Annotated in this window: 16 protein-coding genes; 14 read left to right on the top strand and 2 right to left on the bottom strand. The window is 59.3% G+C overall.

What is annotated here, in order from left to right; genetic code table 11:
• The first annotated feature begins 250 nt into the window (after window positions 1-250).
• The 10 genes from RC54_RS13040 (at window position 251) to RC54_RS12995 (ending at window position 10,216) form a co-directional block, all read left to right on the top strand.
• Complete coding sequence (locus RC54_RS13040) at window positions 251-859, top strand: toxin co-regulated pilus biosynthesis Q family protein (protein WP_244216339.1); 609 nt, start codon at window positions 251-253, stop codon at window positions 857-859.
• Window positions 859-2,580 (top strand): PilN family type IVB pilus formation outer membrane protein, encoded by a 1,722-nt coding sequence (gene pilN / locus RC54_RS13035; RefSeq protein ID WP_061790320.1) that lies wholly within the window; start codon window positions 859-861, stop codon window positions 2,578-2,580. The genes RC54_RS13040 and pilN overlap by 1 nt, the downstream gene beginning before the upstream one ends.
• 17 nt (window positions 2,581-2,597) lie before the next feature.
• Window positions 2,598-3,863: a type 4b pilus protein PilO2 gene (gene pilO2 / locus RC54_RS13030; protein ID WP_061790321.1), complete on the top strand. Its 1,266-nt coding sequence runs from the start codon at window positions 2,598-2,600 to the stop codon at window positions 3,861-3,863.
• Entirely contained in the window at window positions 3,853-4,356 is a 504-nt protein-coding gene (gene pilP, locus RC54_RS13025) for a type IV pilus biogenesis protein PilP (protein ID WP_058895596.1), read from the top strand. Before pilO2 ends, pilP begins: the two co-directional genes overlap by 11 nt.
• On the top strand, window positions 4,353-5,972 hold the full coding sequence (locus RC54_RS13020; protein ID WP_058895595.1) for a GspE/PulE family protein: 1,620 nt from the start codon (window positions 4,353-4,355) through the stop codon (window positions 5,970-5,972). Before pilP ends, RC54_RS13020 begins: the two co-directional genes overlap by 4 nt.
• Window positions 5,962-7,038, top strand: coding sequence for a type II secretion system F family protein (locus RC54_RS13015; protein WP_164471243.1), 1,077 nt, complete (start codon window positions 5,962-5,964; stop codon window positions 7,036-7,038). Before RC54_RS13020 ends, RC54_RS13015 begins: the two co-directional genes overlap by 11 nt.
• Window positions 7,039-7,057: 19 nt before the next feature.
• Window positions 7,058-7,627: a type 4 pilus major pilin gene (locus tag RC54_RS13010; protein ID WP_244216338.1), complete on the top strand. Its 570-nt coding sequence runs from the start codon at window positions 7,058-7,060 to the stop codon at window positions 7,625-7,627.
• Between the two features lie 111 nt (window positions 7,628-7,738).
• Window positions 7,739-8,236 carry a type IV pilus biogenesis protein PilM gene (pilM, locus tag RC54_RS13005; RefSeq protein WP_058895592.1) on the top strand — a complete coding sequence of 166 codons (498 nt, stop codon included), beginning with the start codon at window positions 7,739-7,741 and terminating at the stop codon, window positions 8,234-8,236.
• A gap of 101 nt (window positions 8,237-8,337) precedes the next feature.
• A complete protein-coding gene (gene pilV / locus RC54_RS13000; protein ID WP_058895591.1) occupies window positions 8,338-9,744 on the top strand; it encodes a shufflon system plasmid conjugative transfer pilus tip adhesin PilV in 1,407 nt (468 codons plus the stop codon).
• Window positions 9,725-10,216, top strand: a complete 492-nt coding sequence (locus tag RC54_RS12995; RefSeq protein ID WP_058895590.1) for a lytic transglycosylase domain-containing protein — start codon at window positions 9,725-9,727, stop codon at window positions 10,214-10,216. Before pilV ends, RC54_RS12995 begins: the two co-directional genes overlap by 20 nt.
• Here the strand turns inward: RC54_RS12995 and RC54_RS12990 are convergent.
• Window positions 10,201-10,878, bottom strand: coding sequence for a response regulator transcription factor (locus RC54_RS12990; RefSeq protein ID WP_231738584.1), 678 nt, complete (start codon window positions 10,876-10,878; stop codon window positions 10,201-10,203). The genes RC54_RS12995 and RC54_RS12990 overlap by 16 nt on opposite strands.
• A 318-nt stretch (window positions 10,879-11,196) precedes the next feature.
• On the opposite strand from RC54_RS12990, the gene RC54_RS12985 reads away from it, so the two are divergent.
• The 4 genes from RC54_RS12985 to RC54_RS12970 all read left to right on the top strand — a co-directional run bounded on the left by RC54_RS12985 (window position 11,197) and on the right by RC54_RS12970 (window position 18,083).
• On the top strand, window positions 11,197-12,291 hold the full coding sequence (locus RC54_RS12985; RefSeq protein WP_058897566.1) for a type IV pilus twitching motility protein PilT: 1,095 nt from the start codon (window positions 11,197-11,199) through the stop codon (window positions 12,289-12,291).
• A 459-nt stretch (window positions 12,292-12,750) separates the two neighbouring features.
• Window positions 12,751-13,206 (top strand): CesT family type III secretion system chaperone, encoded by a 456-nt coding sequence (locus tag RC54_RS12980; RefSeq protein ID WP_058895588.1) that lies wholly within the window; start codon window positions 12,751-12,753, stop codon window positions 13,204-13,206.
• A 35-nt stretch (window positions 13,207-13,241) separates the two neighbouring features.
• Complete coding sequence (locus RC54_RS12975) at window positions 13,242-15,452, top strand: hypothetical protein (RefSeq protein WP_061790322.1); 2,211 nt, start codon at window positions 13,242-13,244, stop codon at window positions 15,450-15,452.
• A 264-nt stretch (window positions 15,453-15,716) separates the two neighbouring features.
• Entirely contained in the window at window positions 15,717-18,083 is a 2,367-nt protein-coding gene (locus tag RC54_RS12970) for a hypothetical protein (RefSeq protein ID WP_061790323.1), read from the top strand.
• A 4-nt stretch (window positions 18,084-18,087) separates the two neighbouring features.
• On the opposite strand, the gene RC54_RS12965 is transcribed toward RC54_RS12970, so the two are convergent.
• Window positions 18,088-19,698, bottom strand: coding sequence for a methyl-accepting chemotaxis protein (locus tag RC54_RS12965; RefSeq protein WP_061790324.1), 1,611 nt, complete (start codon window positions 19,696-19,698; stop codon window positions 18,088-18,090).
• Window positions 19,699-19,765: the final 67 nt, after the last annotated feature.

The following is a 19,765-nucleotide window of genomic DNA, read 5'->3' as shown; positions in this document are numbered from 1 at the left end:
CCGATTCTAAGAAAATAGCGGTCATATTTTTTGAGAATCTCTGTCTTGATTCTTCTTTACTATCAACAAGAAATCAAACGAACAGAAGCGGGCTAATTAACGTTCAGCCAGCCAGCTTCGAGGAGAAATTCCGGGTAGACAGTACTTTCTGTATTGCTGCAAACCGTGACAAGAATATTGACGATGAAGAATTCAACCAAATGACGCATAAGGGTTAGTCATGTATTCAGAACAAATTACTTACAAATGCATGAACAGGGTACTAAGTATTTTTTCCTTTACGCTGGGTTGCACCCTGTCGGTCGGTGGTATGCAGGCAGCCCATGCCCAGGCTACCACCGAGCATCTGTTCCCGGTGACGAGCCGGTTCGACTTGCTGGCCGGTGAGGACAGTCTTGCCGATGATTGCGATACCGGGGTGACGGGCGTGGCCAATGGCGACAATGGCGTGATCATGCTGGCCAAGCTGGATGGACAGAAGACGCGTGCAGGCGGCGCGGCATCGGCGACGGGCGGGAAGGGCAAAAATGCCGCGGTGATGGTACCGGATGTCGAACAACTGCCGGCAGCACTGCCACAGAGCCCCACGGCGCCAGACGCGCAGCAGACCTGGGAGATCATCGTCTCTGACAAGACCCTCAATACCGCACTGGCACGCTGGGCTAGCAAGGCTGGCTGGCAACTGGTCTGGGAGCTGCCGGTGGACTATGCGGTCGAGACCCGGACCACAGTCCACGGCAGTTTCGAGGAAGCCGTCGGTACCGTTGCACGCAGCATGGAAAGTGCCGAGATACCCATGAAAGCCATGTTTTATCAGGGTAACAAGGTCTTGCGTATCGTGGCCAAGGGGGCTGAATGATGATGTCGAAATACTGGGCGCTGGCGCCGCTGGTGGTGATCATGGGCGGATGCACCGCCATCAACAAGATGGAAGCCGAGATCGACGGCGCGACCGACAAGACTGGTAGCCTCGTCAAGGAAGTGGGGCGCACGGCCCCGGGGGCGGTGATGCCCTCGGCGCCGCTGGTGACCCACGACACGGGGATCTGGTTGGGCAAGAATGTGGTCAAGCTGGGGCAGCCGGCATTACCGCCCATCTTTTACGAACCCACCACGTTCGACCGCACCCTCTTTTCGCTGAGCGAACTGGCCGAGCGCATCACCTTGCGTACCGGTATCCCCAGCAGGGTTACCGCCGACACTCAGGAAGTGGCCGGCATGGCGTTTCGTAATCGCCCGGGGCTGACAGGGTTCAATGCCACCCAGCCGCTGCCCCCTGGATTGCCTGGCGAGAATACACCGGCTGCCACACCTGGTACGCCTGCCGCTAGTACCGCTCGCCTACCGTTACCGGCCGCGCCGACGCCGCAACTGCTGTCCCTGCCGGGGGATGCCTCTACGGGCGTACGGATCTCCTATGCCAATGGTTCGCTCAAGGGCTTGCTCGATACCGCAGCTGCGCGTTTCGGCGTCTCCTGGAAATACGTTGACGGGACGATTCAGTTCTTCCACACCGAATCGCGTAACTTCCAGATCAATGCCATTCCGGGCGACTCCACTTTCACGGCCACCGTGACCAGTGGCGCAACATCCACCGGTGGTGTCTCCGGTGGAGGCAGCAGCGGCGGTGGCAGCAGTTCCAGTGGCAGCGCGGTGTCGGCCAACAATTCCCAGAACACCGGGGTCGCCTCGAAGCTGTCGGTCTACAGCGGCATCGAGAATGCCATCAAGGTCATGCTCTCACCCTATGGCAAGGTACTCGCATCGCCTGCCACAGGCGCTATCACCGTGGTTGATACTCCGGATTCTCTCGACAAGATCGCCGCCTACATTGATGGCGAGAACAAGGCCCTGTCACGGCAGATTGCCATCAATGTCACGGTGCTCTCGGTAAGTCTGTCGCATTCCGACGAATACGGTATCAACTGGGGGGCGGTCTACAACAGCCTGAATCGTAACTTCGGCATCAGCAACAGCTTCACGCCAGCCTCGCCTGGTTCAGGCAATTTCACGGCGGGTATCGTCGGTTCGTCGAAGTTCTCCGGGACCACGGCGGTGATCGATGCCTTGTCTGAACAAGGCAAGGTGCGCCGCCAGACCACCGCTTCGGTGGTGACCCTGAACAATCAGCCAGTACCGGTGCAGGTGGCGCGCCAGACCAGTTACCTGCAATCCTCGCAGACTTCGATCGTGGCCCAGGTCGGTACCACGACCACCCTGATTCCAGGGGTGGTGACGGCAGGCTTCAATATGAGCATCCTGCCGCACGTGCTGACCAACGGCACGGTGATGCTGCAGTTCTCTACCGACATCTCCACCCTGCGCGGCATCAGGCAGATCGAAAGCAATGGCAGCCGTATTGAATCCCCAGAACTCGATACCCGCAATTTCCTGCAGCGCGTGGCAATGAAGTCCAACGAGACACTCATCATCAGCGGCTTTGAACAGACCGATGACAACCTCGATTACAAAGGGGTAGGGACGCCCCGGAATTTCCTGCTCGGTGGTGGCGTCAATGGCCAGAATAACAAGGAGATCATCGTCGTGCTCATTACGCCGGTGGCCATGGCTGCGATCTGAGGAATAGGAACCGAGCCATGGCGAGCTATGTTACCCAGATAGAAAAGCACAGGTTCGTCTGTGGGCTTTTCTGGCAATCCCTGTCGCGTCCGCGCGAACTGAAGAAGGAGGCCATTGATCTCGGCCGCAAGATCGATTCCGATCTGCTGGTTATCCGCATGGACCATTCCACCGCCCAGGCTGGTTTTGCGCATAGTCGGGAGGGCGGGCGTTGCGGCATGTTCTCGCTGGCGGCGATCGTCTCCAAGACACTGGCCATCGAGGGCGCCTTCTACGACGGCGAGCAGCAGGCGGTCCACAACTGGCTGGGGGCGTTCATGCTTCCGGACGGAAAATGGCTGTACCTCGCGGTGCGCGACGCCAACTTCCTGCCCAACGGCGACTTCGTGGGTGAGAAGGAAGAAGTACTCGACCGGCTGCACTCCGACTATGCGCTGGGTGGATGGAATGTGGTCATCGGCGAGCCGGAACTGGTCGATATGGGCTTCCACAATTTCAACGCCCGCACTATCGCCACCCTGATTCCGCGCAAGAAGGATGGCAGCATCCGCGTGCACAAGTGGTGGCGTCTGTATCAGATCGATGGCCTACCATCCTGGCTGCCCACTGCGCTGGGCGTCACCGCGGTCCTGTTGGTGGCCGCGGGCGGATGGCTAGCCTGGCGTTATTACCAGCAAAAGCAGGTCGAACGTGAAAGTGAACTGGCCATCGCGCGAGCACGCGAGCAGATACAGCGCGAGGCGTCGGCCGCCGCGCATCCATGGTCGCACATACCACTGCCCGTGCTGATGGTGAAGACCTGTATGGATCGGTTCGATCATCTGACCGCCGGTGGTTGGCAACTGGATAGCTATCTCTGCACGCCGGAACGTCAAAGTTACAGCTGGCTGCGCGGCGACTCGACGATTGCGCTGCTGCGAGCCCAGGTACCGGAAGCAATGATCGATGCCAGCGGCGACAAGGCCAGCTATGTCCGTGCGCTGTCGATGTCCAGCGGTGATAACGACATATTGGGCGAGGCGCAGCCGACCCTGGAAGGATTGATGTCGCGGTTCCAGGCCATTGGTCTGCCCATGAAGCTGAGCGAGGTACCTCCGCTGAAGCTACAGGCACAGCAACAGCAGTGGCAACCCCGCTGGCGCTCTTTTCTGTTTTCCATCAGTGCACATGGCATGGCGCCCGCCGACATTGCCACCATGCTCAGCCGCCCGGGCGTCCGGGTAGAAAAACTTGTTTATCACGGGGCCGAGTGGTCCTTGGAGGGAACGATCTATGCGAAATAAATTGGCGCTGATCTGGGTCGCGGCCACGGCCTTGCATGTTGTGTCGGCCTCGGCTGAAAACATCTCCGAGAGCCTCACGCGGATCGAGGCCGAAACTCTGGTGCTGAAGGCCCGCGAACGACAGCTGGAGATCCAGTCCAACATCGTCACGCGACAAAACGAGATCGCCGTCAAGCAGAACATGACCACGGCCATCACCCAGCCCGTTGTGGTGGGCGATCCGGTGATCCGTGCCATTGAAGGCGTGGGTACCAATATCTTCGCCACCCTGCAGCTCAGCGATGGCAGCGTGGTAGATGTCCAGCAGGGTGACACCTTGTCCAATGGCATGAAGGTGGTCTCGGTGACGCCGCGTGAGGTCGTGGTGATGTCCAAGTCAAATAAGCGCATCCGCTTGGGAACCTATGTACAGCAGAACGTGGGCTTCAATAGCGGCTTCGCGGGTAGCGCACTGGGCCTGCCCGCTGTGCCAGCACGGAGTGCCGCCCGATGATCCAACATGCCGAACGGCAGGAGGGACAAGCGGTGGGCAAGGGGCAGGCCACACTTGGACTCGACGATCTGCAGGCCCTGTGTGGACTTGGCATCCTCAGCAATTCCGGCAGCCTGGAGGCCAGGCCGGAAGAAAAAAAGCTGCTTTGCCTACTGGGCGACGGCCGCCTGCTGGTGGTCGCCGGACAGGCATTCAATCCTCATGTACTGTCCTATCGCGGGCGCCTGGAACGCATGGGCCACCCCTTCAGAGAGGTCCAGGCCAGCATCGAGCTGATCCGGCGCATCAACAGTAATGGATTGCCGCTCCAGGCCGAGCGCAATCAGGAACATTCGATGATGCAGGTCACGGCCAAGGAGATGCTCAACAAGGCCTGCAGGGTGCGTGCCTCGGACATCCACCTGCGGGTGCGGAAGAATTGCACGGAGATCTATTTCCGCATTCACAACGATCTGTTGCCAGTAGGAGGACAGACCCGTGAATACGGTGAGCGGCTGTTGGCTACCTTATATGGCGCCATGACCTCGGTCTCGGACAGTTCCTACAAACCGACCGAACGCCAGGACGCCAGCATCGCCGATCGCGACAAGCTGCCACCGGAATTGTATGGCGTGCGCATCGCCACCGTACCGACCAATGAGGGCAGCCTGATGGTACTGCGGCTGCTGTACAACGATGTTGGCGAAAACCTGGACCTGGGCTCGCTGGGATTTTCTGCCCAGCAGGTAAGCGACCTGCAACGTCTCAAGGAGCAGCCCATCGGCATGAACATCATCAGCGGGCCCACTGGCTCGGGCAAGTCGACCACGCTGCAGCGCGTGCTCAATGGGCAGATCCTTGAAGGCGAAGGGAAACTGCACGTATTGACCATCGAGGACCCGGTCGAATATCCGATCGAGGGTGCGGTCCAGACTACGATAACCAATGCGCATACCGAAGAGGAACGCTCGCGCCTGTTCTCGGCTGCCATCTCCAATGCCATGCGGCTCGATCCGGACACCATCATGATCGGCGAGATCCGTGATCGGGCCTCGGCGCAGAATGCTTTACGCGCCTCGATGACGGGCCACCAGATATGGACCACTCTGCATGCCAACAGTGCGTTGGCTATCGTTGACCGTCTCATCGACCTTGGCTTGCAGCAGAGCCTGGTACTAGATCACACCGTCATTACCGGCCTGATCAGCCAGCGCCTGGTCAAGCAACTGTGCCCCCATTGCAAGAGGCCGTTGCTGGCGCATCTGGATCAGGTACCGGCGGCCTTGCTGGCGCGCTTGCGTCAGGTGATTCCTGACCGCCTGCAAGATGTCTGCATCTCTGGCCCGGGTTGCGAGTTCTGCTCGCATCGCGGCACCATCGGACGCACCGTCGTGGCGGAGGTCATCGTGCCCGACGAGAGCTTCTTCCGCCATTTGCGGATGGGAGAGAAATGTCAGGCCTGGCGTCACTGGAAGGAATCCCTGGGTGGTCGGAGCATCGCCGATCACGCCCTCGACAAGGTGGTGGCCGGCTTGATTGATCCGGCCATGGCGGAAAAGGTGGTCGGTCACTTCCAGGGGCCAGTGGCGGCCTCCGTGCATCATCTGCATGTGGTGGAGGCCGATGGTGCTGCGTGATCTTAATCGCTGGTGGGCTCGGACCCAATTCACGGCCACGGTCAGGTTAAGCCTGTATCGCAAGATCGCCAAGATGCTATCCCACGGTCTGCCCTTGCTCAAGATACTGGAGGAGTTGCGCGACCGCGCCTCCGAACACGGCAAGAAGCCCTACGAGCCACTGGCCATCGTACTGGACGACTGCCGGCGCATGGTTCAGAACGGTCGCCTGCTGGCCGAGGGCCTGGACTGGTGGGTGCCGCGCTCGGAGCAGATGATCATCATGGCTGGAGAACAGTCCGGCAAGCTGGAGCATACGCTCATGGCCGTGGTGGGTGTGGTCCAGGCAGGCAAGAAGCTCCAGGGCGTGATCCTTGGCGGGCTGGCCTATCCGCTCTCAGTGCTGGCGTTGGTGATCGTCTACATCTACCTGTTCGGGACCCGGGTCATCCCCGAGTTCACCCGCATGATCGATCCCTCCGGCTGGCATGGTGCGGCCAGGTCGCTGTACCTGATGTCGGTGTGGGTTCAGCACTGGATGGTCTACGCCGTGCTTGGCTTGCTGGTACTGCTGGTAGTCCTGGTGCTGTCGATGAGCCGCTGGACCGGTTCGCTGCGCATCGTGGTGGACCGGCTGCCGCCTTATTCGATCTATCGTTTGATGGTCGGATGCGGATTCCTCACTGCGTTTTCTGCCTTGCAGTCAGCCGGGGTGACGGTAGAGAAGTCCCTGCTGCGGCTTTCGGCGATGGCGCAACCTTGGCTGCGCGAACGCCTGGACGGCGCCTTGCTGGGGGTGCGTTCGGGGCTCAACTGCGGCGAGGCGCTGCGCAATGCAGGGTATCAGTTCCCGTCCAAGGAAGTTATTGATGACCTGTGCGTCTATGCGGAATACAAAGGATTCGCAGAAGCGCTCAAGCTTCTGGCAGATGAATGGATGGAGCAGGGCGTGGAGGCCATCTCGCTGAGGATGAAGGTATTGAACGGTTTTTCCATCATTACCCTGGCCTTGGTGATTGGCTGGCTCGTGACCGGATTTTTCGGCATCCAGCAGGAAATTGCAGCACTAACGCGAAGTGTCCATTGAACAACCAGACAAGGAAAGCATGATGAAAAGCAAACACATCCATAACAGAAAAGACCATCTGGCCATCCGTTCGGATAGCTTACTGGCGCGGCAGCAAGGGGCGTCGCTGCTGGAAGGCATTGCATACCTTGGTATTGCAGCCATCGTAGTACTGGGCGCGGTCTCGTTGCTGACCGGTGCCTTCGGCAGTGCCAAGGCCAACCAGATGACCGAAGAGGTAGTCGCCATCCGGACCGCCGTCAGAAAGCTCTATATTGGCCAAAGCTACCCGACTTCGTCGCTAGTGCCCAGCCTGCTGTTGGCCAACGCGATTCCCAACACCTTGGCACGACCGACTAACACTACCCTGAGCAACAGTTGGGGCGGGGCAGTGACGATTGTTGGAACCACGACGGGTTTTACCATCACCTACAACGCAGTACCACAGGATGTCTGCGTGAGCATGATCAGCGGTGCCAGCGGCTGGACCCAGATCGACCAGGGTGGCAACAACCCGATCACCAGCTTCCCGGCGACGGTGAGCAACGCCAATTCGCTGTGCTCGGTCAATTCGGCCGCTGGCAATGCAGTGACCTTTACGGCGTCCTGAAAGCCCCTGCTGAACATACCTTCATCGAAGCGAATGGTACGACCGCCGGGTTGATGCATGAACGCAGCGCCACCCGGTGGCAACGATGTCGACCAAGGAAAGGAACGAGCGATGTGGGGCCTCATCGTGGCACTGGTAATGATCGCGGCGGGTGAGTTTTACTCCAGCACCAGCAGCCAGGCACTGGCCGTGGTTCAGTCCAATTCTGGCCGGGAGGTGGCAGCAGAGATGGCGCTGTACCGGCAGGCTGTCATCGACTATTTCAGCGCCCACGACTTGCGTGGAACGAGCGTGTCTATCGAAGCTCTCAAAAGCGCCAAAGCCTTACCGAGCTGGTCGGTGCTCTATCAGCAAAGTGATCGACTGCTCTGGGACAACTACCGAGACCAGGACGGGATCATCTATATCTACTCCACCTCGCTGCCCTCGACAAACATTACTGCCGATCTCAACCAGATCTCCGGCAATTCCCTGCTGGTCGGCGTCTATCGACGCGGCAAGAGCACACTGCAATCGGGCCTCTTCGGCGATACCGGAATTCCGGTCGCCGCGCTGGCGGGCAGGGGCATTGCTGATGGTGCCCCGCTGTGGATCGCTATGACTCAATGAGGATACGTATGCAGCAAGTATCCTGTTCGCCTCCCCGTTTCGCTGCCGTTGCCGCCGTCCATGCAGCCCGGCCTGCACCTTCTTTCCCCGGAGCCGATCCGATGCGCAATTCCCCCTCACGCCCCCGCCCGCAGCGCGGTTTCGCCATCATCGAAGTGCTCGGCGCACTGGTGATCGGTTCGATGATCCTGCTGGGTCTCTCGCGCCTGATCGACAGCTCCATCGATGATCTAAAGGGCACGCAGACCGCCTACTATCAGTCGCAGGTCAGTGCGGCAGCAGCGAAATACCTCAGTGTCAACAACCAGGCCCTGCAGAGCGCTACACCCTCTGCGGCCACGGTTGTGGCTGTCGGTCTGGCCGATCTGAAAGCAGCCAAGCTGGTTGCCAATAACATGGCCACGAGCAATCCCTATGGGCAGATACCCTGCATCCTGATACGCCAGCCCGATCCCGCCGGTCATCCAGGGCAGTTCGATGCCTTGGTGATCACCAGCGGGGGCAGCAAGATCCCTGATCGCGATATCGCCGCCGTCTCCATGAATGCCGGTATCGGCAGCGGCTACATCACCTCGGCCAATCCGGGCGTGGCGCGAGGCGCCTCCTGGAGCATCGCCACCGATCCCTATCGTTCGGTGGCTTGTAGCGGCGCCACAGCACTCAGTGGCGGCGCAGCCGATGGCGGCCATCTGGTATCGAGCATCTTCTACGATGGCCCGGGCCAGCTCTCCACTGACTTTCTCTACCGCAATGCAGTGCCGGGCCGACCCGAGCTCAACCGCATGAATACTGCGCTACGGTTTGCATCGGCAGCCCTGGCGCACAGCGGCACGTCCTGCCTGAACGCCGCTGGTGTGGCAGAGGCGGGTATCGCCATCGACAGCGCCACGCGCAACCTGATCACTTGCGCCAGCAATGGTGTCTGGTCCACGTCTTCCCAATGGCGCGAGCCTGTTGCCACTTGGTCGGACCTACCCGGTTCAGGGAGCCAGGCCGGTGACGTGCGTATGGTCACCAGCCTGAGTCGGGCCTTTACCTATGATGGCGCCAAGTGGGTGGCGCTAGCGGTTGACCAGCAGGGCAACATGAACGTGCCCGGAACCCTTGATGCCAGCAAGCTTGCGGCTAGCCAGTCCATCACTTCCGCGGGAACCATCAGCGCCACTGGCGACATTAATAGCCAAGGCAATGTAGGAGCCGGCAACGATATCAATGCAGGTCGCGACATGACGGTAGGCATCAACTTGGCGGTCGGCAAGAACATCACTGCCGACAACATCTACGCCCAGGGCAACGTCAACTCCAAAGGCGGCATGCATTCGCCGCGTATTCAGTTGTACGACTCCGCAAATCCTCATGATCCCTGCAACTACAACGCAATTGACGACGATGGCAATCCATTCATCAAGTTCCCTATCGGTACGATCTTGATGGACCAGAACGCAACGCCGCTCATCTGCTACCAGGACAAGACTTTTAGATATGCCAATGGTACTTACTCACCCTGATCATAGCGCTGCTGCCGGCATTCCCGTCATACGGCGCCTCGGACGCGACCTGCTGGCCGGCATCCTGCTGGCTTCCAGTTGCGGCCTTGCGCACGCCTGCTGGGAGCAGGTGGCCAACTGGTATGGCGTAAACGTGCATCTCCTGTATGCGATCGCCAAGACCGAATCCAATCTCAATCCTCTGGCGAGGAACCAGAACAAGAACGGTTCTTACGATATCGGCCTGATGCAGATCAACAGCGCCTGGCTGCCGACCCTGAAGAAGTACGGGATCGACGAGTCCCGCCTGAGGGATCCCTGTGTCAATCTTCAGGTTGGCGCGTGGATCCTCTCCCAGAACATGCAGAAGATGGGGCCAACCTGGGAGGCGGTCGGTGCGTATAATGCAAGAAATCCCAAGCTGCGAATCGAGTACGCCAGGCGGGTCTATCGCAACATCCCGACCGAGGCACTCGTTCAGGCAGGGAGGTAGTCGTCCGGATCGGCTGTGTCCGAGGTGGGCGAGGCTTCCTTGCATAGCTCCAGCCGATATCCTTGGTTGTAGGCAGTACGAATCATGACTACCGGCCGGTTGGGGTCGATCTGCAGTTTTTTGCGTAGCTTGTAGACGTGTTGTTCGATGGTGCGGCCAGCGATATCGCTGTCGGTGCTCCAGATCACTGCGCCGATGGTGTCGCGCGAAATGTAGACCCCGGGCGAGGAAAAGAATAGCCACGCCATGCTGAATTCGCGCGGCGTCAGGTTGATCGGGGTTCCCTGGTAGCTGAATCTGGTGGATTCCCGGTTCAGAGAAAACCCGGCGTATTCAATCGTGCGCCGACTGGCGGTAGGCGCCGACCGCCGGATAAGGGCATTGACGCGCGCCGTAAACTCGATGACTTCAAACGGACGGACCAGAAAGTCGTCAGCGCCACTGTCCAGCGTTAGCGCGGCCAGTTCTGCGCTACGCGTCGGCGACAAGACCAGGGTCGGGGTACGATCACCGCTTCGATAGTTCAGCCAGGAGAAAATATTGTCGTCACTTCCAGGGGCAACGGTGATATCGATGATGATCAGGCTAAATCCTCTGCGCCGCAACGCGCGCAACAAATCAGTCTCCGTCGTGAAATGAACCGGTTCGAGGCCGGCTCGCATTAGTGCTTCCTTCACTTGGGTATATACAGCCGGATTACGTAGATAGCATGCTATTTTCATTTCGCGATTCAAGCAGTGTTATGCCATCTCTACGTCGATGGATTTTCCAAATTTCTGTTGTCAAAACGTTGAGAATTCTTGAACATCTCGTCATTCAACGGAAGGTATACTTTAATTATTAATATAGAGCAATTTCATTCGACCCTCCGAGGCTCTGCGATGTCTTCATTCCTCGGTGGCTCAATGCCAAAACTGGATAGGCAAGGCACTAACGTTTCTCCGGTTGCTCAATAAATCATGACCTACCCAGGTGACCGAATGGCAAACAATTCCTCCTTTGCACGAGACCTGCAGCAAGAACTCCTTTTGCTGCTGAACAATCCAAAGACCTTCTCCGATATCCATATCGAGCAGGACGAGCCGGTGATGCTGAAGACGCCTCGTGGCTGGCAGTCTTATGGCGACGTCCCGGTAGCGCTCGACGAGATGCAACCCTTGCTCAACGCAATCGATGAGGATTGGGAAGACAAGATCATCGACAAGGCAATCGATTCTCCGTTCATCCTTGATCGCTGGCGGCTGCGTTGCAATGTGTTTCGCATGGCGCGCGGCACCCGGGTGGCGATCTCGATCCGTCGCTTCCCTCTGGAGCCCATGCCACTGGAGAGCACTGGACTGCCGCCTTACATCAAGACCATTCTGGATGTCACCAAAGGCCTCATTCTCATCACGGGTCCCACCGGTGCTGGCAAGACGACCACCATGGCCTCCATGCTGGAGTACATCAATACGACCCGTCACGCACATATCGTCACGATCGAAGAACCCATCGAATACGAACTTCAACGCAAGCAATCCATTATTTCTCAAAAAGAGGTACCCACGGATACCGCGAGTTTTTCCAGCGGTCTACGCGAAGCCCTCCGTCAAAAGCCCGACGTATTGATGGTCGGTGAGATCCGTGACTTCGAGACTGCCGACACGGTCCTCCATGCCGGAGAGTCCGGGCACCTCGTCCTGGCTACCCTGCATACCAGCAGTGCAGTGCGTGCCATTACAAAACTTCTCAGTTTCTTCCCGCCTGATCAACGGACACAACGCGCGGCATCGCTGGCTGACTCTCTGATCGGCGTCATCTTCCAGAGTCTGCTGCCCTCCGAGGATGGCGAACAACACGTCATGGCCAGCGAGATGGTGTTCAACAACAACCAGCAGATCGCTCCCTTCATCATGGATCCTGAAAAGCTACCGCTGATTGGCGACTTCATGAAGCGCAAGGAAGATAATATGTCCCGCACGCTCAACGATGTCCTGATCCAGCTGATCGCCAAGAAGAGGATCAATCCGCGCGACGCCTTGCGCATTGCCTATAACCGCATCGAATTGCACGAGATGCTGACCAGCAAGCGCTGACGCTTTTTCATGACGGGCGGGGCGTCCCCCGTCCGTATTCTGCCCTGCGGACAAGTCCGCCGGACCCACAACGGTGGAGCAGGACCATCGTATTTCTATCCACGATGTGCACGCAACGTGTACATGACAATCTCCCTTCTTGTTCTCTGAAAGCGTTGGTTTATACCAAGTTCCCGGGAGCAGGTTCTATCGGGCACATCTTTTTTCTATTTCTTTGATGGCGTCGATGGCGCGCGCACGTGCCGGAATCGGCCACTCCACGCCCTGCGGCCCGGTGAACTGCCCGGCAGATGGCGATAAACATGCCGTGATGAGTGGAACTGTGATCACGACGATGGTGACCCATGACTGCGCACGGAGTCGATCGATACCGTCATTGTTGACGAAATAAGCTGACATCTGTGTGACATGCATTGCACAACAGCGGATTTAGTCCGTGGCCAATTTCGAAAGAGCTCAATGAAAGAAACTGACTTTCGCACGCTGGTGGCCGATATTTCGCGCCTTGCCAACACCACTCTCCCGGAGGGGGTGACCGGACATGCGCAACTGGAGATCGACGGCATCAACTTCACACTGATGGACGGCGCTGCCATGGAGGAGGGGAGCATCGCGTACTTCTGCGACTTTGGCCCCATTCCCGACAACGGCGACCGTGCCGACATCCTGCAGCGCCTGCTCGAATGCAATTTGCTGATGTTTGGCGTGGGCACGCCCACCTTCTCGGTCAACTTTGAGACCGGTCACGCCATGCTGATGGGGCGCGCCGAACTGGCCCAGATCGACGCGCAAAAATTGGTCAATGCCTTCATCCACTATGCCACCCAAGCACGGCAATGGCAGCAGAACCACTTCCTGGAAAGTACCAGGCGTACCAGGTCCAAGACCCAACACAGGCTCGTTAGCGCGGCGTAAGCCACGTATGAGCGCATTAGACAACGGAACATATCATGCACATCACAAGGGAAATCACGCAGGCCGACGTCTTGTCGCCGACTCGCGAGGCAGCGTCGACGTCAGCACAGGGTGGCGCCGGTGCGGCCATCAGCATCAGCCTCACGCCGCCGTCGGCCAGCCTGATCGAGATCGTTCAGCAAGAGCAGTCGTCAGCCCAGGAACTGGCTGACCTGCCGCTGGCGTCAGCGGCCGAAACGGCTCGCGCCGGCGATATCGAGCTTCAGCAGATCCTGAGCAATTACCTGCACGTCAAGAATCGACCGATTAACCCCGAACATGCATTGGCGTTCGTCAGGGAACAGCAGATGCAACTGGCAAAGCCACAAGCGGAGCAGGACTGGACCCGCGCTCAGGAACTCTATTTGCAGATGCAACACATCACCTCCGAGGAATTCGAAAGGGTCGTGGGTGGCGTCTTCAAAGGGGGCTGGGTAGGTTCGGGTACGGTCTACGCGCTGAGCAGTCAATTGGGCAATTTTCTTTCCGTGCTGCCTTCCATTTATACCGCTTCAGTCCCGCGCGAAGACCTTAAAAATCATCCGGTCCATTATGCGCTGGTCAATCTATGCATGCAGGTCGGTTTTTCACTGATTACGCCGATGATCAATGCGGCCATCCAGATTCCGATGGTGGCCCGCCAGGAGTTGATGCGTGCTAAGGGGCAGCCGGCACGCTCCAAGGAAATGCGGGCGCCGCTCTATCCCGAGACACGAAAGCAGCTCATCGACGTCACCCGGGAGATGGAGCAATCGGCCAAGCGCATGGAAGAACATAGCCGTGTACTGGACACTCTGGAGCGAGATTCGCCGGCATGGAGTGCGCGGGTTGATGAAATGCAGCGGGACGGTGACGCGGCGGTTGGCCTGATGCAGCAGCACATGCAGTTGCAGAACAAATTCCAGGTGCGCAAGGAGGTCACTGAACTCAATTACGTCAGCCAGTACTATCTGGCATGGAATCGCGTACTGCGTGTGGCGGGCACCCTGGCCGGGCAAATCAGCGGGACGGCCATGGGCAACGCCCACCTGTCGGCCTATATTCAGATCGGCACCGCTGTATTGACCATGGGCCTGCAGCAGTTCTGGGCTGGCCCCAAGGGGCAGTTGGCCAAGCAAAGCGACACCCTTTTGGCCACCTTGCGCTCAACCCGCCTGATCCGTCCCGAGCAGCAGGCGCAACTGGAGGCCGGGCAACTGAACCTGGAGTCTCTGGGCCCGGAGCACCTCGACCTCAGCGATGTCCCGCGCCAATGGACGCGCGGCGAAGAAGTCGCATTGGGTCAGTTCAAGGAGTACCTGTCGCTGCATATCCAGTATCTTGAGCAGGAAATGGCCGACATGCTCGGCATGAATCCGCATGAGTGGCGCGCACTGGTCGCCAACAGAGATGACCCGGAAGCAGGCGAGGGCAACAGGCTGGCCCTCAATGAGCACAAGCTTGATGAGATGAAAGGCGGGCGGCAGCGCTATGAGGCCCTGGGAGCCCAGTTGACACAGTTGAAGGCGGATAAAGCACATGTCCAGGCAGACAATTGGCTGAGCGTCTCGCCGGAAAACCGTGCAATCCTCTTGCGTAGCGTCGATGGCAAGCACGATTGGGAGACCGCCGTGCGCACGGCGTGGGTCCGTATGCGCCTACCGTCGGACTTCATTCCACAGGTGGCGCAACGGGTGGGCGCACAGTTCCAGATGGTGTTCGCCGGCAGCAACATGCCGCTGGTGGTCTCGGCTCTGTTGCGCATGATCCAGGCGGAATCCACCGAAGCGCACCGCCATGCCGTACAGTTGCTGGCCCAAGCCCCAGCGCCGGTCAACAATCTGGCGCCTGTGTTGGCCGCAGCCCCGACCGTGGCGGCCACGGCTGCACCTGTGGTCAGTAACGGGGGGCGCTTCGCCATCGCCTCGGTGATGTCTCTCATCGGTGTGGCCGGGGCCTTCTCCAGCGGCGCACTGGTCAACGACAAGATTACCCAGCGTAGCGAGATGCGCGAAGATGCCAAGCGTGGGGAAACCCCCCGTGTCGGTTTCCAGCCGGGCCTCACTGCCCGCGCTTTAAAGGCCATTGGACGCTCCATGTTTGCGTTGCCCACGGCAGTCAAGAAGCGTGTGCAGATCGAATACACCGCCCGCAGCGCCCGCCATACGCAGGCACAATTGCAGCAGCGCCTTGACCAGGCGAGACTGCTCGCCGACGGTAATAGTTGAGAGGCACTATGCACAGCAGCAGGCGCAATACTGCGCCAGAGCGGGGCAGGGTAGCGACGGCGGCCGGCCGAGATGGCCAGTCGCCATCCCGAGTAGCGCAAGAGGGGCCTGCACGGCAGCTATATGCCAATTACACCAGCAACTGATCTGCTTTATCAATTTTTGCGAGGGGCCGGAACGGGAAGCACTGGATGTTCGACTTAATTCCATCGCAAGCCTTTTTACGCCTTCATGAAAATCGTTTCTTCCTCTTTCGATTTACCCATGCCCTCAGAAGTGCCGCCGCTGGCGCTTGCACCTTCCAACAGCGATCATGGCCAGCCACCGCTGGCCGCCGGCAACGAAGATAGTCGCACCCATTCGCAACATATTTTTTCCGACCGGCGTGCAGCAACGACCTTGCTGGCTCAAGTGCGCAAGACCGCATCGGCACCATTGCCGCAAGGACGCTTTGCCTCACAGTCCACAGAGATCAGCAGCGGCGAGTTGGACCAGGTCGGTCTTGTCGATATCCAGGCTCCTGCTGACGCCGCCGATCCGGTCGCTTCGCCGACGCTGCAGCAGCTCGCGCGGCGCGGCCAGTTGCTTCTGGAGTACCAGCACGCTGTCGATCGCACGCTTGACCTCGATCATGCAGTTGCCGCCATCAAATTGCGGCGCGCCGCCGAGATCTATCTTCCCAAGAGCAATCTTGCCAAGTTCCTGCCGCGCCTGCCCAATTCCGAACGCGCTCGCCAGACACGGGACAACCTGTATCACCAACCCATCGACGATCTCCTCGCCGATGTCCAGCGCCACCCGCAGAATTATTCGCGCACGCTACTCACCGATGTGGCCACCGCGCACATGATGGATGCACTCAATATCGATGTGGCCAAGTATGCGCGCGGGATCAGGGCCGCTGCATGTTATGAGGGCCTGCACAGCGTTGCCGGGCGCATGGTCAGCACCGCTGCCGCGCTTGTGAGCCTGGGCGTATCGGAGTTGCCTGGTGCCAGCGAAGCGATCAAGATACTGGCCGAAGTAGTCAAGATACTGGCTCATGAACTCCCGCCTAACTTGATCAATCCGTTCGTGACCGGCCGGCTACGCACCCTCACTGATGTCAAGGAATCATTCAAGCGCTCCGGCGGACAACCGGTAGTCAGACCCGAGATCGACAAGAGCCCGGACATGGGCCAGATACGACACTCCGCCGTGCTCAGTCGGACCGCCTTGGAGCAGGCGATCACGCGGTTCGAGCAGGTGGCCGACGGTGAAGACAATACCGAAGCGCTGGCCAGCCTGGTCTCGGCTTTCACTACCTTGCACGAGCTGATGGACCGCACCTACCGGCGGCGCATCGGCCTCAATCGCACTCAGACCTACAGCAAAACCTGGGGCATGGCCGTCAATGGCGTGGGCGTGGCAGGTGCGCTGATCACGGCAACCGTCCCCGTCGCCGGTCAGATTGCCGGTCCGGCCATCCTGGGTGCCGCCATCCCCTTGCAATGGGGGGCCGGCTATCTGGATGAGCGGCGCAATCGGCATCGTTACAACATGCGCGCCAATGTGAAGTGGGGTGACTTCCTGCTGCCGCAAGCGGCACAGCGGCATTTTTCGGAACTCACTGCGGCCGACGTGAGCGAAGCCGCCTTGCGCCAATCCTTTATCACCCAGCCGGAGATACAGGTCGCTGCCATCAGGGAGGTGTACGAAGATGCCCTCGCCACCCTGGTCAAGGAGCAGTTGGACCTCGAACGTCAGATCGCCGCAGGCGGCAGCCAGCAACGCCCGCTGGCAATGCTACAGCGGCGCAGCGGTGAACTGGCCGAGGCCATCGCCGCTGCCACGCGCGATATCGATGACTTTGAGTCCTTCGATATGGAGCACTGGCGTCACATCCCCGCAGAGGGGCTGATCGGCCGTTGCCTGGACGATCTGTCCTACCTCGAGAAGCGCAATCGCCATGCCCGCCTGCGCAAGCCGGGCGAATCGGCCCAAATCGTCCAGCGCTACGTGCAGGCTTTCCAAGGCGGCATTTCAACCGGGACCAGCCTACCCATCATCGATACCATCAGTAACATCGACAGCCTGCAAGTCCCTGGCGATAGTCACCAACTTCAACCTGCCGCACTGGCCGGGGTTGCTACCACCGGCGCCATCGGCGGCACTGTCTTCACAGCCGCCACCGGAGAGGTGCGAGTGAGCAAGGCGGAGAACAAGCGCATCCTCTCTGCGATACCGAGCTCGGCGGTGCTCAACCCGCCCCGGGATGATCCCCGCTGGTCCCTTCAGACTGCAAATCGGCGCGTGGACTTGCGCGGGACGGCGGCCTACCGGCGCTTCACCTATACCCGGCGCGACCAATTCATCCTGCTGGGCCGTGCGGTCGGACATGGTCTGATCAGCGGGCCCGTCGGGCTTTACAACATGGCACGCATACGCGGATGGCCTCAAGCTGAGGTAGCGCGGTCGCGTCGTATGCTGCGCTGCGCACTGGATGCGCTGGAAAAAGCCGGCCTGCCAAGGCTAGCGCCGCCGGGCACCCGTGCCGACACCATCTCGGCGATGAAGGACGAACTGTACGACTATCCCGCCGTCCGGTCGCTGCTTGGGCGGCCACAGGCAGGGCAGGGCAGCCCAGCCTGACTCTTCAATACTGCAACGGCAGCGCCAAGGCGTGGGTGGTCGGATGGCTGCCAGCAGCTGTCAGCGCAGGAGTTTCGGGTGCACCCTCAAGCTTGAAGATGCTGATCAGATCGGCCAGGTTGCGGGCCTCATCCTTCATGGCGCAAGCCGCCGCCATGGCTTGTTCCACCAGAGCGGCATTCTTCTGCGTGACGTCGTCGATCAGGTTGATGGCGTGACTGACTTCGGAAATGCCGTTTGCCTGATCCTGCCCCGAGGAGCTGATATCGCCGATGATGGCGGCAACGCTTTCCACGCTTTCGACAATGCCATGGATGGTCTTGCCGGCCTCCTGCACCAGAGCGGTACCGGCATTGACCTTGTCTACTGAATCGGTGATCAATTCCTTGATCTCCTTGGCTGCCGCAGCAGAGCGCTGGGCCAGACTGCGCACTTCCGAAGCCACGACTGCGAAGCCGCGCCCTTGTTCACCGGCCCGCGCGGCCTCCACTGCAGCATTGAGTGCCAGGATATTGGTCTGGAAGGCGATGCCGTCAATGACGCCGATGATGCTGGAAATCTTCTGTGACGAACGGTTGATGGTCTCCATCGTCTGGATCATGCGCGCCACCGCATCACCGCCGGCAGAGGCCGCACTGGAGGCGACGGCCGTGGTCTCATCGGCGCGCCGGGCGTGCTCGGCATTGCGCTTGACGGTGGTGGCGATCTGTTCCATGGCAGCGGCGGTTTCTTCTACCGAGGACGCCTGTTGCTCGGTCCGCACCGATAGATCCTGGTTGCCGGTAGCAATTTCGGCCGAGGCGATCGCGATGCCATGAATACTTCTGCGCAGCTTGCCGATGAGTTCGCGCAGATTGAGCGTCATCGAACGCAGCGACTGCATCAGTTGGCCGACCTCGTCCCGTGCGCCCACCTGAAGTTCTGCCGTCAGATCACCCCTGGCGACCCGTTGCGCGACACTGACCGCTTCGGTCAGTGGCCTGATGATGGATCGCGCCAGCAGGTGCACCACAATGGCCGCCAGCAGCACGGAGAGCCCCTCGAGGATCAACAGCAAGCGACGACTCTGCCCTGCAGTTCGTTCGATCTGGAGATTGATGCTGTCGATCTGATGACGCTGGACGTTGAGAAATTCTTGCATGAGCTGCTGGAAACCTTTGGCCACCGGAACGTATTGTTCTTCCAGAAGTTTGAGTGCCTGTGCGGTCTCGCCAGCGGCCTTGAGCTGGTTCACCTGATCACGAGCGGCCAGATAGCGCTTGCGCTGCACACCGATCTTGTCGAACAGGGCGCGTTCTTCATCGCTGTCGAGCAGGCTGCCGATATGTTCTTGAAGGTCCCCCGATTTCTTGGGACCCTCTGTGGCAAGAAAAGCCGTCAGAGATGGATCGCTGCTTTTGGCAATGGCCGTGGTGCGCATAATACCCGAATCGATGGCACGGTACCAGTCGCTGCTCAGTCGTTCTTTCATCAATGGCTTCTTCATCATGGCCGAGGAAGCATCGCTGAGCGTCTGCAGATTCCACAATGCGACGCCGGTGGTCATGCACGACAAAACCAGAACCAGTCCAAGACCCAATCCAAGCCGCTTGGCTATCTTTAGATGAGTGAACATCACTGCCCCTTTTCGAGAGAACGTTACGCTGCGTACGAAATTTTAGTATCACTGATAGTAACATCGT

The sequence above is a fragment of the Herbaspirillum rubrisubalbicans genome (genome assembly GCF_003719195.1).
Classification (GTDB): domain Bacteria; phylum Pseudomonadota; class Gammaproteobacteria; order Burkholderiales; family Burkholderiaceae_D; genus Herbaspirillum; species Herbaspirillum rubrisubalbicans.
Note: the sequence above shows the minus strand (reverse complement) of the source record. Positions and strands in the feature narration are given on the sequence as shown.